This is a genomic window from Mesorhizobium sp. J18 (assembly GCF_007829525.1).
Lineage (GTDB): Bacteria > Pseudomonadota > Alphaproteobacteria > Rhizobiales > Rhizobiaceae > VLJP01.
The window spans coordinates 95,879-110,088 of record NZ_VLJP01000056.1 but is presented as its reverse complement, the minus strand read 5'-3'; the positions used below and the strand labels follow the sequence as shown (position 1 = coordinate 110,088).

At 60.6% G+C, this 14,210-nt stretch carries 13 protein-coding genes and 1 pseudogene; 6 read left to right on the top strand and 8 right to left on the bottom strand.

Features of this window, described 5'->3' with window-relative positions:
* Positions 1-1,539 (top strand): DHA2 family efflux MFS transporter permease subunit, encoded by a 1,539-nt coding sequence (locus L598_RS17620; RefSeq protein WP_144864679.1) that lies wholly within the window; start codon positions 1-3, stop codon positions 1,537-1,539.
* Positions 1,540-1,736: 197 nt separating this feature from the next.
* On the opposite strand, the gene L598_RS17615 is transcribed toward L598_RS17620, so the two are convergent.
* From L598_RS17615 to L598_RS17605, 3 genes are read right to left on the bottom strand one after another with little or no spacing between them, the layout of a single operon-like run.
* Positions 1,737-2,594 carry a YiiX/YebB-like N1pC/P60 family cysteine hydrolase gene (locus L598_RS17615; RefSeq protein ID WP_144864677.1) on the bottom strand — a complete coding sequence of 286 codons (858 nt, stop codon included), beginning with the start codon at positions 2,592-2,594 and terminating at the stop codon, positions 1,737-1,739.
* Positions 2,594-3,571, bottom strand: a complete 978-nt coding sequence (locus tag L598_RS17610) for a CHAD domain-containing protein (protein WP_144864675.1) — start codon at positions 3,569-3,571, stop codon at positions 2,594-2,596. Before L598_RS17610 ends, L598_RS17615 begins: the two co-directional genes overlap by 1 nt.
* Positions 3,568-4,044, bottom strand: coding sequence for a CYTH domain-containing protein (locus L598_RS17605; protein WP_144864673.1), 477 nt, complete (start codon positions 4,042-4,044; stop codon positions 3,568-3,570). Before L598_RS17605 ends, L598_RS17610 begins: the two co-directional genes overlap by 4 nt.
* 125 nt (positions 4,045-4,169) lie before the next feature.
* On the opposite strand from L598_RS17605, the gene L598_RS17600 reads away from it, so the two are divergent.
* The 3 genes and pseudogenes from L598_RS17600 to L598_RS21825 form a co-directional block, all read left to right on the top strand.
* A complete protein-coding gene (locus L598_RS17600) occupies positions 4,170-4,892 on the top strand; it encodes a CerR family C-terminal domain-containing protein (protein ID WP_144864671.1) in 723 nt (240 codons plus the stop codon).
* A gap of 131 nt (positions 4,893-5,023) precedes the next feature.
* Positions 5,024-6,007 (top strand): iron exporter MbfA, encoded by a 984-nt coding sequence (mbfA, locus tag L598_RS17595; protein WP_144864669.1) that lies wholly within the window; start codon positions 5,024-5,026, stop codon positions 6,005-6,007.
* A 171-nt stretch (positions 6,008-6,178) separates the two neighbouring features.
* Positions 6,179-6,361: pseudogene (locus L598_RS21825) on the top strand (transcriptional regulator); the annotation flags it as partial.
* A 58-nt stretch (positions 6,362-6,419) separates the two neighbouring features.
* Here the strand turns inward: L598_RS21825 and L598_RS17580 are convergent.
* Positions 6,420-6,926 (bottom strand): ferritin-like domain-containing protein, encoded by a 507-nt coding sequence (locus L598_RS17580; RefSeq protein ID WP_144864667.1) that lies wholly within the window; start codon positions 6,924-6,926, stop codon positions 6,420-6,422.
* A 354-nt stretch (positions 6,927-7,280) separates the two neighbouring features.
* Here L598_RS17580 and L598_RS21505 point away from each other — a divergent pair, with 354 nt between their 5' ends.
* Positions 7,281-7,424, top strand: coding sequence for a hypothetical protein (locus tag L598_RS21505; RefSeq protein ID WP_186445080.1), 144 nt, complete (start codon positions 7,281-7,283; stop codon positions 7,422-7,424).
* Positions 7,425-7,430: 6 nt separating this feature from the next.
* Here L598_RS21505 and L598_RS17575 read toward each other — a convergent pair whose 3' ends face one another.
* The 4 genes from L598_RS17575 to cysK form a co-directional block, all read right to left on the bottom strand.
* Positions 7,431-7,805, bottom strand: a complete 375-nt coding sequence (locus L598_RS17575; RefSeq protein ID WP_144864665.1) for a DUF1850 domain-containing protein — start codon at positions 7,803-7,805, stop codon at positions 7,431-7,433.
* Complete coding sequence (locus L598_RS17570; RefSeq protein WP_144864663.1) at positions 7,802-9,937, bottom strand: TRAP transporter permease; 2,136 nt, start codon at positions 9,935-9,937, stop codon at positions 7,802-7,804. Before L598_RS17570 ends, L598_RS17575 begins: the two co-directional genes overlap by 4 nt.
* Before the next feature lie 92 nt (positions 9,938-10,029).
* On the bottom strand, positions 10,030-10,986 hold the full coding sequence (locus L598_RS17565) for a TAXI family TRAP transporter solute-binding subunit (protein WP_144864661.1): 957 nt from the start codon (positions 10,984-10,986) through the stop codon (positions 10,030-10,032).
* Between the two features lie 104 nt (positions 10,987-11,090).
* Positions 11,091-12,071 carry a cysteine synthase A gene (gene cysK / locus L598_RS17560; RefSeq protein ID WP_186445079.1) on the bottom strand — a complete coding sequence of 327 codons (981 nt, stop codon included), beginning with the start codon at positions 12,069-12,071 and terminating at the stop codon, positions 11,091-11,093.
* A 143-nt stretch (positions 12,072-12,214) separates the two neighbouring features.
* On the opposite strand from cysK, the gene L598_RS17555 reads away from it, so the two are divergent.
* On the top strand, positions 12,215-14,203 hold the full coding sequence (locus L598_RS17555) for a PhoX family phosphatase (RefSeq protein WP_144864657.1): 1,989 nt from the start codon (positions 12,215-12,217) through the stop codon (positions 14,201-14,203).
* Positions 14,204-14,210 lie beyond the last annotated feature (7 nt).

Sequence of the window (14,210 nt, the reverse complement as noted above, 5' to 3'; positions counted from 1 at the left end):
ATGGCACAGGCACCAGAAGTCGATCCCGATGCGGTCCCGCATCGCGGGCTGATCACGATTTCGATCATGCTCGCGACGGTGATGCAGGTGCTCGACACCACAATCGCCAATGTCGCACTGCCATCCATGACGGGCGACCTTGGCGCCTCGCCCGACACCATCAACTGGGTGCTGACCTCCTATATCGTCGCGGCGGCGATCATGACGCCGATGACGGGCTGGCTTTCCGACCGCTTCGGGCGGCGCGAATTCTTCCTTGCCTCGGTGGTCGGCTTCACCATTTTCTCCATGCTGTGCGGCATGGCCTGGAACCTCGAATCCATGGTGGTGTTTCGCCTGTTCCAGGGCGTGTTCGGCGCGGCGATCGTACCTCTGTCGCAGACCATCCTGCTCGACATCAACCGCAAGGAAAATCACGGCCAGGCCATGGCGATGTGGGGCGCCGGTATCATGGTCGGCCCGATCATCGGTCCGACGCTGGGCGGCTGGTTGACGGAATCGTTCGACTGGCGCTGGGTCTTCTTCATCAACCTGCCGGTCGGCATCTTGTCTTTCCTTGGCGCGGCAGCCTACCTGCCCCGGATCGCACGGCGGCTGCGCGGCTTCGACTTCTTCGGTTTCGCCATGCTGTCCCTCGGCGTCGGAGCGTTGCAGCTCATGCTGGACAGGGGAGCCGAGGTCGACTGGTTCTCGGCAGCCGAGATCTGGATAGAACTGGGCCTTTCCATCACCGGGTTCTGGATATTCATGATCCATTTGATGACCGGCCGCGACACTTTCATCGACGCGCAGATCTTCCGCGACCGCAATTTCGTCACCGGCCTGATTTTCATCTTCGTCGTCGGCGTGATCCTGTTGGCGAGCCTGGCGCTGCTGCCGCCGATGCTGGCGCGGCTATTCAACCATTCGACCACGCTGACCGGCCTCGTAATGGCGCCGCGCGGCGTTGGCACCATGATCTCGATGATCGTGGTTGGCAGGCTCGTGAAAGTCATCGACGCTCGTATGCTCGTGGTGGCAGGTCTTTCGCTGACGGCCTGGTCACTGCACATGATGGCAGGCTTCTCGCCTCAGATGGACGACAGGCTGATCATCGAATCCGGCATCATCCAGGGGCTGGGGCTGGGCCTCGTCTTCGTGCCGCTGTCAACGGTCGCCTTCGCGACGCTCGATCCGCGTTTTCGCACCGATGCAACCAGCCTGTTCAGCCTGGTGCGCAATATCGGCTCGAGCATCGGCATCTCGATCGTGACAGTGCTTTTGACCCGCAACGCGCAGATCAATCACGAGGTGCTGTCCGGACACGTCTCGCCGTTCAATCCGAACCTGACGGCAATCTCGCCAGATGCGGCAGCGGGCGATCCCGGTGCGCTTTCGATGATCGACAATCTGATCAATCAACAGGCGCTGATGATCTCCTATATCAATGACTTCAAATTCATGATGATCGTGACCCTGTGTGCCATTCCGCTTGCGCTACTCCTGAGAAAGCCGGGACAGGCGCCTTCGGGCGAGGCTGCGGTCGCACATATGGATTGAGGACGGAACCTTTCCGCCTATCGGAAGTTAACCGCCGCGCTTGACTCTGAACAGGTTAGGCGCGCCATGTTCAAACCGGCGGACAGCAACGTCCCTTCCTGTCCGCCGGTTTTATCCTTATCCACATATTCATCGCCAGGCACGCAGAGGGCTCTGCCTTTGCAGCGCGATGAAGATAGGCTCGCTCGCTGACCGCATCAATTGCGCGAGGCCGGGCCCATTCGATCGTCGAATTTCTGCGATGCGGCCTCGATCAGCCTGCCCGCCTCGGAATCTGCCTCGGTCCCGACCCATTTTACTTTCTTGTAGTCGAAGCCGTAGACGAGGGTCGGTTTGACGATCTGGAAATAGGGCGAGAGATCGAAATCACGCGGCGTGAAAAGCGAATGATGGCGGATGTGGAGGATTTCGCGGCGGGAGTAATCCGACTGCGCGGAAGCCTGTCCGGGCTCGGCGGGGATTTCGGGGAGGATCGGATAGCCAACCGCCTGATAGGCCTGGGCGATGAGCGTGGAGCAGATGGCCCGTGTCGGATCTCCGGAACCCAGCGCGATCATGCGACGCCGCCAGCGCACCGGCACCGGTGGCGTGGGCAGGAAATAGCGCAGGAGATCGAAGATGTTGCGCATGTCGTACCGCAGACCGAGCCGCTCTGTCATGAAACGAACGATGGCCTGCCGATCATCAGGCGTCAGGCCGCTGGCGCGGCATATACGCGTGTTATAGGTGCGATATTTTGAAAGCGGCACTGCGACACAACCCTCGCCGAGATTGACCTCGACAAGACGCGGCCGTTCGCCGCCGCCGGCTGGCTCCGGCAGTTCCTCGCCGACATAGAGGGCAGCGTGGCTCCAGGTCGACTGGGTCAGATATTTGATCGCCGCCGATATGCGCTGATTGCCCTCAATCAGCAGTATGTCGCCGGGCTGGAGCGTGCGGTGCAGGGTCTCGAAGTCGGACGGAGTGTAGGGCTCATAGCCGGAGGATTCCGTTCGCAGCCATGCAGCGAGAATACGGCCGATCCGGTCGAGAAGGGTATTGGCCTGCTGCGACATCAGGCTTTTCGGTCTGTCGCCGACAAGGAACGCTCCAGCCGCGGCAATGAGGGCATTTGCCCATTTGACGATGCTCTGTCGGGGCGGGACTGGGCCTGACGATAGTTGAGAGCAACCTTTTTGGCGACCTTCCCCGGAGAAATATCGAAAAGCCGCCTCGCATTCGCCAGGCATGTCCGGCTCAGGGATTTCTGCTTCTTCTTCATACGTTGCTGCAACGACTGGATCTCCGTTTCGGGTGCGATCTCCGCTCCCTCGGTTTCCAATACATGACGCATGACTGCGATGTCGTTGAGTTCGCCGAGCTTGTCGCCGAGCTTTTTTGCGGCTGAGAGGCGTTTGGTCGTCCGTCCGGGCCAGACAAGGGCGGCAAGTTCGAGATGCATGGCGTGATCCTTAGCCGCCTTGCGCAACTCGTGGAAATCTTCCGGGCCGCCGTGCTTCTCTGCCCGCCGTATGGATTTCCATGCATGGCGGAGATTTCTCTCCAGGCCGCTGGCAAGTATTTGCGCCGCTTTCTTTCGGTCATCGGCCAGGTTCACCGAACCGGCTGCCTTGATCCCGACGTGAAAGCGCGCAAGCACACCAGCAATCATTTCCGCTGAATCGTCGCCTTCTCCAACGATGCGATCACGGCGCTCCGCAAGACCGTCTCGAAGCGCTGCCAATCCGGCGGCATCGCCGTTGGCCAGGCGATCCACGGTCTCGACCAGGGCCCCGGCATCGCGGGCATGAGAAAGTCTGGCGGCGATCTCCCGATAACGTGCATTCTCGGCCTTGCTGAAAGCCCGGTCGCCTGCACGGATGAGGCGCAGAAGCGCGCGAATCCGTTTCAGGCCCTTGCGGATCTCGTGCAGCGCCTCGTGACGATCGCTTTTCGTGTCCGACAATTCCGTGATGGCGCGATTGCACTCTTCCCGGATGATGCGGCTTATCTCGGAATTGAGCGGCCGTGACGGATCGATCATGAAACTCATGAGCGTGTCTCCGGAAACCCCTTCAGCGCCAGAGATGCGTTGTAATAGGCGCTATCGCCCGTGACTTCCCGGCCAAGCCAGGGCGGCAGACTTGTGGCCGGGACGTCCTGGTCCGTTTCAAGCTCGGCGATGACGAGACCGGCAAGGGCACCGCCGAAAACATCCACCTCGTAGAGGAAGCCGCCATGGGGAACAATGTTGCGGGTCTTCTCGATCACATTGCCGATCGCGAAGGATTGCAATCCCAAGGCCTCATCGAGGGCAAGCGGATATTCGAACTCCTGGCGCACCCGCGCCTGAGCACCGAATTTCAGAGTCAGCGTGGCCTTTTCACCGTTCATGATCCGGATTCGGACGCTGCGGTCCGGCTCGGCCACTACATAGAATTGGCGAATGGCAATGGCCTCCGGCCGGCTTTCCGCCTGCCAGCTATCTCCCGCAATCAGGAATTTCCGTTCGACCTCCTCAGCCATGGCCGCCATAGAAGCGCGCGACGCATTTGCTTGCAAGCCTTCAGCCGCATTGTGACAAGCCGCCATGTTGAGGCTATTTTATACTAATCATTCGATTGATTAGGATCACGTCCGAGAGGGTAGCAATGGCGACGTCCGAAATTGGTTCCACCAAAGCCAACCCTGTACAAGGCCGGGCCGCAACCGCACGGATCACCTCGGTCGAACATACGCGTCATGCGCTCCTGCATGCTGCGCTGAAGCTTTTCGGAGAGAAAGGCTTCGACGCCGCGTCGACGCGGGAGATCGCGGCGGTGGCCAAAGCCAATATAGGGTCGATAGCCTACCATTTCGGCGGAAAGGAAGGCCTTCGGGAAGCCTGTGCGGCCTATATCGTCGAGACCATCGGGGGGATTGCCGGTGATGCATTTGCGGGCGTCAATCTGTCGGATCCGCGCAGGATGAGCCCTGCCGAGGCCGAAGCCTTCCTGCTGCCGGTGCTGGAAAGCATGGTGGGCTTCATCGTCTCGCGGCCGGAAGCAGGTGCTATCGTGCAATTCATATTGCGCGAGATGGCCCATCCGACGCAGGCGCTCGATACTATCTACGAGGGCGTCTTCGAGCCGTTTCACAAAAAGCTCTGCGGCCTGTGGAAGGCGGCGACGGGCGAGCCCGCTGACAGTGACCGCACCAAGCTGACGGTCTTTACGCTGTTCGGGCAGGTCATCTACTTCCGGATAGGCCGCGAAGTGGTGAAGCGGCGCATGGGCTGGCGCGATATCGGCCAGCGCGAAGCCGATGCCGTGCTCGATGTAACCAGGGATAATCTTCTGGCAATTGTCGCTTCGCGACGGGACAAGCGCGGCTGAGGGAGAGGCTTTGCCTCTGGGCAGATGCGGAGTCTATCGCCTTGTCCCCAACGAAGAGGGGAGGAGTGCATCTTGACCTCGATCGCCTTCCTGCCTAGTTTAGAATAATTCTAAACTAGGTCATTTTCATCATGCTTGCCCGTGTCTTCGGCTTCAATCGCCGCTCCTTCGATTCGCTTTCCGAACAAGAAATCCTCGCCCTTGCCATTTCCTCTGAAGAGGATGACGGCCGCATCTACCAATCCTATGCCGATGGACTGCGCGAGAACTATCCCCAATCAGCAAAGATCTTCGACGGGATGGCCGAGGAGGAAGACCGCCATCGCCGCTCTCTGATCGATCTGTACCGCAGCCGCTTCGGCGAGCACATACCGCTGATCCGCCGCGAGCATGTGCGCGGCTATTACGAGCGCAAGCCCGACTGGCTGGTGCGGCCGCTGGGGCTCGACAAGGTGCGGACGCAGGCCGAGGCAATGGAGGAACAGGCGCACCGCTTTTATGTCGAGGCGGCGAAACGTGCGACGGATGCGGCGACACGAAAACTTTTGGGTGACCTTGCCGCTGCCGAGAGATCGCATGAGTCGCTGGCCCGCCGGCTTACCGCCACCCATGCCCCTACGGAAGTGCAGGACGAGGAGAAGGCTAGGGAACGCCGGCAGTTCATCCTGACCTATGTGCAGCCGGGGCTCGCCGGGCTGATGGATGGCTCGGTCTCGACGCTGGCGCCGATCTTCGCGGCTGCATTCGCCACCCATGACACATGGCAGACCTTCCTGGTCGGCCTTTCAGCCTCGGTCGGCGCGGGCATCTCCATGGGCTTCACCGAAGCCGCCCATGACGACGGCAAGCTTTCCGGGCGCGGATCGCCGATCAAACGCGGGCTTGCCTCCGGGATCATGACAGCCATCGGTGGGCTCGGTCATGCCCTGCCTTATCTGATCTCCAGCTTCTGGACCGCAACCGCCCTGGCCGTGGCGGTCGTGTTCGTGGAACTGTGGGCAATCGCCTTCATCCAGAATCGCTACATGGAAACGCCCTTCTTGCGTGCGACCTTCCAAGTCGTGCTGGGTGGCGCGCTTGTTTTCGGCGCCGGGGTGCTCATCGGCAACGCCTGATCCTTTCCGGGTCAGCCATGGATGATCCCGACTGTCCGCCGGCGCCTCTGCCCGCTCGCAATGCCGTAGTCGCGTACGATATGAGCGGTGCGTGGCCCTATAGCTTTCGAAGATGCCGCTGCGTCCGGCCTTCTGTGCCTGGCGATGCTTTTTCGTGTTTTGTGCCAAGTCATCTGCCGCAGTTGCCTCGACTGGAGCGTACGGCGCTCGCACCTTGCCGGTTCGCTCGGTGCAGCGATCTTCGATCGGATCATTGCCGAAAAATGGGCCAGGCGGGAATCCGGCAGCCGCGCAGTGCGCTTCAGTCCGAAAGGGCAGCGAGCCTTCGAAGAGGCGTTCCTGCTCAAAACATAAGGTGCAAAGGAAAGCCGGCGGACAACGCCGCCGGCGCTCGGGAGCAGGAAGGCCGGGCCTATTCGGCCGCGGCCATATTGACCCTTTCTTCGGCGATACCCGTCAGCTTCTCGTCGGCCGCCTTCTCCTCGTCGAGGTTCTCCTTCAGAACCGCGGCGCAATCGCTGCGGCCAAGCTCGTTGGCCCATGCCATCAATGTGCCGTAACGGGTGATCTCATAGTGCTCTACGGCCTGTGCAGCAGCGATGATTGCGGCATCGAGAACCTGCTTGTCATCCACCTCGCTCGCCAGTTCGTTGGCTTCCTTGATGATACCGTCCATGGCCGGACAATCGACGGCCTTTGCTTCCGCACCGTGCATCTCGAAGACCTGCTCGACACGTTTCACATGGCCCTCCGTCTCACGAAGATGCATTTCCAGCCCCTGCTTCAATTGCGGATTGGTCGCCTTCTCGATCATCTTAGGCAGGGCTTTCACTATCTGCTTCTCGGCATAATAGATATCGCGCAACATGTGCACGAAGAGATCGTCCATTGTCTTGATGTCCCTGGAAAACAAACCCATCGTTCTTGCCTCTCTTTTCTTCGCTGTTGTTCGGCCGAACGGCGGGCGATGATCCGCCCTACGGCTGCCCGTTCGCCGATGGTCCCCTAACTTTGGATCGGATGAGGTGTTCCGAAGCCTGGACAAAGATTCCGGGAAAATTTTCGACACGACGGGCGGGAAGGAGTGCGCCCGCCCCTGTGGCCGCGGCGCCACAGTACGAATTGAATCGCGGCAACCGCACGAATCAGCGGTGCTTTGTCATGAAAGAGCGCGTTTGAGGGGAAAGATTAACATTACGTTCACCGATGATTCATCACCTGTCCAGTAGGGTGGACGCGTTCGGAAGGGACTCCGAAGTCGGGACACGAAACAATGAAGCTGTTCAAGAAAATAGCTCGCTATGCCGCGGCTCTGCGCCAGTTTATGGCGCCAAGCTATCACCCGGAACGTCACTATATGCGCGGTCCGGGGCCGGCCTGCGCGCGCCGTGGCAATAACGGCCAGGCCCACGCCTGAGCAGGATCAGCGCCCCTGTCCGTCGCAGGGGCGCAGCACGACCGGATCGCCGGCTTCGGCGCCCAAGGTCATGCAACGCCCTTCAGCACAGAGCGACCATGCTGACGAGGTCGCGCCCGAAGTGGCAAGGCTGATCTCGGGTTGAAGCGGCAAGTCGGGAACATAGACCCACCAGCCATCCTGAAGCACCGAACCGGGCGGCGGCTCCATGCCGGCGCCGGAACCTTGGATGCGCGCCTCAACGATTTTCAGCCCGCCAGGCTTGACTTGCCACTCCTCCTCCCAGCGAACCTTCTCGACGGAATGAGTCCATGAAAGGGTGAAGGCAACCGCCGCGATGGCAACCGTCTTGCCGCCGGCAATGACGACACAAAGGCTCACCTTTCGCCAGAGCCTCCGGCCTCCGGCGATGCAGGCTGACTGGCCTCCGGCGCACTCGTCCGTGTTCTGTACCAGTGCTGACCGATCATGAGAGCAGAAAGCAGGAATCCGACCTCATCGGTGACAGGCAACGCAGCAACAAGCGTGAAGGCAGCCGCGGCGGCAAGGACGCGCTCCCAGATTGCCAGTCTCGTTTTCAGGAAGCCGATCACCGCGGCGCCCCACAGACCAATCGCCAACACGGTCTTGATAACGATATAAGCAACCGCCGGCCAGAAGCCGATCGCCGTTGCCAGTGGTCCGCCATCCTGCAGCATGAGAGCCGGCGTGTAGACTGCCATGAAGGGTATGACGAAACCGGCGGCCGCGACCTTGATCGCCTCGAAAGAGATCCGCAGCCCGCTTTCCCGCGCAATAGGCGCCGCAGCAAAGCAGGCCAGTGCCACCGGCGGCGTCAGGTCGGCCAGAATGCCGAAATAGAAGACGAACATGTGGCTGACAAGCAGCGGCACACCGAGCGCGAGCAGTGCCGGCCCGGCAATGGTGGAGGTGATGATATAGTTCGGGATGGTCGGAATGCCCATGCCGAGAATGAGGCATGTGATCATGGTCAGCACGAGCGACAGGAACAGCGAAGCCTTACCGACCGAGACGATGTACTGCCCGAACGTGTTGGCCACACCGGTCAGGGTCATCGTGCCTATGATGATTCCGACCACCGCGCAGGCGACGCCGACCGGAAGCGCCGTCTTGGCGCCTTCGGCAAGCGCGTCACGGCATGTTGCAAGCGTATCGCGGCCGCCGGCGACGAAGATATTTGCGAGGATAAGGATCAGCGCGGCCAGAAGGATGACATTGATGCCGTAGCGGAAAAAGCTGGCTGCGACGAGCCCCAGCCCGATCCAGAATACGAAACGCAGGACTTGAGAGGGAAAGCCCAGCGCCACCGTCGTACCGAGGATCAAAAGCACGGTGAGGGAAAGGCCTATCGTGCCTGCGAAAAGCGGCGTGTATCCCGAGAAAAGCAGATAGACCAGCGCAGCGAGCGGCAGGATCAGGTACCAGCTCCGGCGCAAGGCCTCCAACGGCGCCGGCAATTGCGATTTCGGCAGGCCGAGGAGGCTTCGCTTGCCTGCTTCGAGATGAACCATCCAGAAAGCGGAACTGAAATACAGAATGGCCGGAATGATCGCCGCCTTGACCACCTCGTAATATTCGATACCCAAGGTCTCGGCCATGATGAATGCGACAGCGCCCATGACCGGCGGCATGATTTGGCCGCCCATGGATGCGGTTGCCTCGACGCCGCCGGCGAATGCGGGCCGATAGCCGAAGCGTTTCATAAGCGGAATGGTGAATTGGCCGGTCGTGACAACATTGGCCACGCCGGACCCGGAGATCATGCCCATCAGCCCGGAGGAGATCACCGCAACCTTGGCCGCACCGCCCTTGGCATGGCCAACGAAGCCGAGCGATACATCGGTGAAGAGCCGGATCATTCCAGCCCGCTCGAGAAACGAACCGAACAGAATGAACAAGAAGATATAGGTCGCCGAGACATAGACGGGTATGCCGTATATGCCTTCGGTGCCATAAGCCATATGGTCGATGACCTGTTCAAAATCATAGCCGCGATGGTTGAGCGGCGCCGGCAGATACTCCCCGAACAAGGAATAGGCCAGGAACAGCCCGGAAATGATGGGCAGGGCAGGCCCCATGATCACCCAGGCAGCGATGAAGACCGTCGCAAGAGCGATGCAGCCGAACACGATGTCGCGTGTCAACGGAAAGCCGGCCCGCGTAATGAGCGGAGCATATTCCCACCACTGATAGAGCGCGACCGCAATGCCAGCCGCTGCCAGGAGCCATGCCAGCACCCGCATCGGGAATGAACGGTTGGTCATGGCCGCGACGAGCGGAAAGGTCAAAAGGAGGAGAAAACCGACATGAAACGCGCGCAGGACTTGGCTCGGCAGATTGATCACATGGGCGGCCGTGCCGATCTGATAGAGCGAAAAGGCAACGGCTATCCAGAAAAGCAGGCGGCCTTCGCGGTTATCCGGAAAGCTGCCATGGGTAGGATCGTGAACGGCCGCTGTGGCGGCTTCGGTCTGGCTGCTGACATCCGTCATGAACAGCTCCGGCAATGTCTTTTGTTATCATCATACGACACGACCGGCGCTTCCATGCGCCGGCCGCAAAACATATGGCAGGAGCTCCGACTCTAGAGCAGCCCGGCTTCCTTATAATAACGCTCCGCGCCCGGATGAAGCGGGATCGGCAAGCCTTTTGCCGCCTGTTCGGGCGTGATGGCTTTTGCGGCCGCATGCGCCGCCACCATCTCGTCCAGATGCTCAAAAAGCTGCTTCGCCATCTGATAGGCGGTTTCGTCCGAAACACCTTCGTGGGTCACGAGGATATTGGTGATGGCGACAGTCGGCACATCTTCGGTCTGGCCCTCATAGGTCCCGGCCGGGATGGTGGCCGCAAGGAAGGGTGCTCCAAGAGTCTCGGCAACTTCCGCCGGCACGGCGACGACCGTGGTCGGCACTGAGACGGCCAGGTCCTTGATCGACGCGACACCGAGACCGGCCGACTGAAGGGTCGCATCCAGCTGGCGGTTCTTGATGAGCTCGACCGATTCGCCAAAAGGCAAATATTCGGTCTTGGACAGATCCTCATAGCTCATCCCGGCCGCCTCGAAGATGGCCCGTGCATTGAGTTCGGTGCCGGATGCCGGCGCACCGACGGAAAGGCTTTTGCCCTTCATGCTGGCGAGATCCGTGATGCCGGATTCCTTCGATGCGACGATCTGGACATAGTTCGGGTAGATGGCCGCTATAGCGCGAATCTTGTCGAGCTTCTGGGGGAAGCCGGCTTCCTGCACGCCTTCCCACGCCGCCTGCACGGAATCGCCGAGAGCAAAACCGATCTCTCCGCGTCCCTGCTGGAGAAGGTTCAGGTTCTCGACGGAAGCCTTGGTGGCCTGCACCTGGGTGCGGACCCCTTCGATGTTGTCGCCATATATCTTGGAGAGGGCGACCCCGAGCGGATAGTAGACGCCGGACGTGCCGCCGGTCAGCACGTTGATGAATTCATCGGCCTTGGCAGCGATCGAGCCCAGACCGAGCGACAGGGCCACGGCACCCGCAGCAATCAGTTTCGTTTTAACAATCAACATCCAGTTCCTCCCTTATATCGGACGCAAATCGCGCGCATTGTCAGAGACTGCAGCCGAAATGCAAGGTGTTTATTTCCAGGCACAGGTCCGATAACGGCCCATCTTCACTGGTCGAGGCCATCGAAAAGCGCCGTCGACAGATAGCGTTCGGCGAAGGACGGTATGATGACCACGATGGATTTGCCCTCATTTTCGGCCCTGCTGCCTACGACGATGGCGGCCTGCAATGCCGCCCCCGACGATATGCCAACGGGGATGCCCTCGAGCCTTGCAACCAGGCGGGCATTGGCGAATGCGTCGTCGTTCGAAACCGTAACCACCTCGTCATAGACGAAAGTGTCGAGAATCTTTGGCGCGAAGCCAGCGCCGATACCCTGTATCTTGTGGGGACCCGGCGCTCCACCGGAAAGCACCGGTGAGTCCTTTGGCTCGACGGCGACCACACGCACATCCGGTTTGCGCGTTTTCAGGAGCTGGCCGACCCCGGTGATCGTGCCGCCGGTGCCGATCCCGGCGACAAAGATGTCCACAGCGCCGGCCGTGTCGTTCCATATCTCCTCGGCAGTGGTCCGGCGATGAATCTCGGGATTGGCGGCATTCTCGAACTGCTGCGGGATGACCGCATCAGGCAGCGTCGCCATCAGTTCCTCGGCCTTGGCGATGGCGCCTTTCATGCCCAGCGGACCTTCAGTGAGGATAAGTTCGGCACCGAGCAGCTTCAGCATCTTGCGGCGCTCGATCGACATGGTCTCGGGCATGGTCAGGATCAGCCGGTAGCCCTTGGCGGCTGCGGCGAAGGCGAGGGCAATGCCGGTATTGCCGGAAGTGGGCTCGATCAGGACGGTGCGACCAGGCACGGCGCGCCCCTCGGCTTCCAGCGCCTCGATCATGGCAACGCCGATGCGGTCCTTCACGCTGGCCACGGGATTGAAGAATTCAAGCTTGGCAAGGAGCCGGCCGACAATGCCTTTCTCTTTCGCGAACTTGTCGAGACTGACCAGCGGCGTGTCGCCGATCGTCTCTGTGATTGACCCGTAGATGCGTCCTCGCCCGGCTTTGGGCTTCCCGGTTTCTGATCCGTCCATCACTGTCCTCCCTGGGCTCATCCTCCCATCTGGGGACCAGCATAAGCCAGTGGCAATCGAAATCCGAGCCTGTCATGGCTTTGTAATGGATGGAGGGTAGGGCCTTGCTGATCCAGCCAGTATATCAGCCAGAGGTCAATGCCATGACAGCAAATCCGGCACAAAGCCCGTTCCGCACCAGTCTTCTCGAGGAGAATGACGGCCCAGGCACCAACAGATCTGAAAATCCGACCATGGGCGAGGTCATCTCGCGCCGGTTCTCACGCCGCGGTTTTCTGCAAGGTTCACTGGCGGTTTCCGCCATCGCCGCCACGGTGAGCCCGATGGCGCTCATGCTTGCCGACGAAGCGCGTGCCCAGAGCGCTTCCGCCTTCAGCTTCAAGGAAGTGGAAGCAGGCATCGACGAGAACCACCACGTCGCTGAGGGCTACGATGCCGATGTGCTGCTCCGTTGGGGTGACCCGATCTTCGCGGATGCGCCGGAATTCGATCCGGCCAACCAGACGCCGGAAGCACAGGTGAAGCAGTTCGGCTACAACAGCGACTATGTCGGCTTCATCCCCCTGGAGGGAGCAAGCGATCACGGCCTCCTGGTCGTGAACCACGAATATACCAACGAGCATCTGATGTTCCCCGGCATCGTTACCGTGAAGGATGGGAAGATCGAGATCGCCCCTGCCGATGAGAAGCGCGTCGCCATCGAAATGGCCGCGCATGGCGGCTCGATCGTGGAAATACGTCGCGTCGATGGCAAATGGCAGGTAGTGCGTGATGGCACCATGAACCGCCGCATCACGGCAACGACCGAGATGGAGCTGACCGGTCCCGCCGCCGGTCACGATCGGCTGAAAACCAATGCGGATCCCTCGGGCACGAAAGTGCTTGGCACGATAAACAATTGCGCCGGCGGTGTGACGCCCTGGGGCACATACATCATGGCAGAAGAAAACTTCCACGGCTATTTCGGTGGCCAGCTTCCGGAAGGGCATCCGGAAGTCGTGAATTACGAACGGCTTGGCGCGCCGGACGAGACCTATGCCTGGTTCAATTTCCACGATCGCTTTGATCTTTCCAAGGAGCCGAACGAGCCGAACCGTTTCGGCTGGATTGTCGAGGTCGATCCCTTGGATCCGAACTCTACGCCGAAGAAGCGCACTGCGCTCGGCCGCTTCAAGCATGAGGGGGCGGAGTCCATCGTCGCCCAGGACGGGCGCGTCGTATTCTATCTGGGTGACGACGAGCGCTTCGACTATGTCTACAAGTTCGTGACCGCCGGCACCTATAATCCGGACGACCGCGCCGCCAACATGGACCTGCTCGACGAGGGTACGCTGTATGTTGCCAAGTTCGAAGAAGACGGCACCATGGAATGGCTGCCGCTCGTCCATGGACAGGGACCGCTGACGGCCGAAAACGGATTCAACAGCCAAGCCGATGTCGTCATCGAAGTCCGACGCGCAGGCGATCTTCTCGGTGCCACGAAGATGGACCGGCCGGAAGACGTCCAGCCGAACGGCGTCAATGGCAAAGTCTATGTGATGCTGACCAACAATACCAAGCGCACGGACGACCAGGTCGATGCGGCGAACCCCCGTGCGGAGAACGCCTTCGGTCATATCATCGAGATCGCGGAAGACGGCGGCGATTTCGCCGCCACCAAGGGCCGCTGGGAAGTGCTGTTGAAATGCGGCGACCCCTCGGTGGCCGAGGTCGGTGCCTCCTTCTCCACGGAGACGACGAAGAACGGCTGGTTTGGCATGCCCGACAATTGCGCCATCGACTCGGTTGGGCGGCTGTGGGTAGCAACCGACGGCAACTCACCGTCGGATACCGGTCGCACCGACGGACTCTGGGCTGTCGATACCGAAGGCGAGGCGCGCGGTACGTCAAAGCTCTTCTTCCGGGTGCCGGTCGGCGCCGAGCTTTGCGGCCCCCTCTTTACGCCGGACGACGAAACGGCTTTCGTGGCCGTGCAGCATCCGGGTGACGGCGGCGAGGATTGGGATGGTTTCGGCCGTCCGTCCTATTACGAGGATCTCTCGACCCGCTGGCCGGATTTCCGGGATGACATGCCCGTCCGTCCCGCGGTGGTTGCGATTACCAAACAGGGTGGCGGCAAGATCGGCGCATGATAGTTAC

Excerpts from the sequence above, each read along its gene's own strand:
- L598_RS17620 (WP_144864679.1), top strand. The coding sequence starts at position 1 with ATGGCACAGGCACCAGAAGTCGATCCCGATGCGGTCCCGCATCGCGGG.
- L598_RS17615 (WP_144864677.1), bottom strand. The coding sequence starts at position 2,594 with ATGTCGCAGCAGGCCAATACCCTTCTCGACCGGATCGGCCGTATTCTC.
- L598_RS17610 (WP_144864675.1), bottom strand. The coding sequence starts at position 3,571 with ATGAGTTTCATGATCGATCCGTCACGGCCGCTCAATTCCGAGATAAGC.
- L598_RS17605 (WP_144864673.1), bottom strand. The coding sequence starts at position 4,044 with ATGGCTGAGGAGGTCGAACGGAAATTCCTGATTGCGGGAGATAGCTGG.
- L598_RS17600 (WP_144864671.1), top strand. The coding sequence starts at position 4,170 with ATGGCGACGTCCGAAATTGGTTCCACCAAAGCCAACCCTGTACAAGGC.
- mbfA (WP_144864669.1), top strand. The coding sequence starts at position 5,024 with ATGCTTGCCCGTGTCTTCGGCTTCAATCGCCGCTCCTTCGATTCGCTT.
- L598_RS17580 (WP_144864667.1), bottom strand. The coding sequence starts at position 6,926 with ATGGGTTTGTTTTCCAGGGACATCAAGACAATGGACGATCTCTTCGTG.
- L598_RS21505 (WP_186445080.1), top strand. The coding sequence starts at position 7,281 with ATGAAGCTGTTCAAGAAAATAGCTCGCTATGCCGCGGCTCTGCGCCAG.
- L598_RS17570 (WP_144864663.1), bottom strand. The coding sequence starts at position 9,937 with ATGACGGATGTCAGCAGCCAGACCGAAGCCGCCACAGCGGCCGTTCAC.
- L598_RS17565 (WP_144864661.1), bottom strand. The coding sequence starts at position 10,986 with ATGTTGATTGTTAAAACGAAACTGATTGCTGCGGGTGCCGTGGCCCTG.
- cysK (WP_186445079.1), bottom strand. The coding sequence starts at position 12,071 with ATGGACGGATCAGAAACCGGGAAGCCCAAAGCCGGGCGAGGACGCATC.
- L598_RS17555 (WP_144864657.1), top strand. The coding sequence starts at position 12,215 with ATGACAGCAAATCCGGCACAAAGCCCGTTCCGCACCAGTCTTCTCGAG.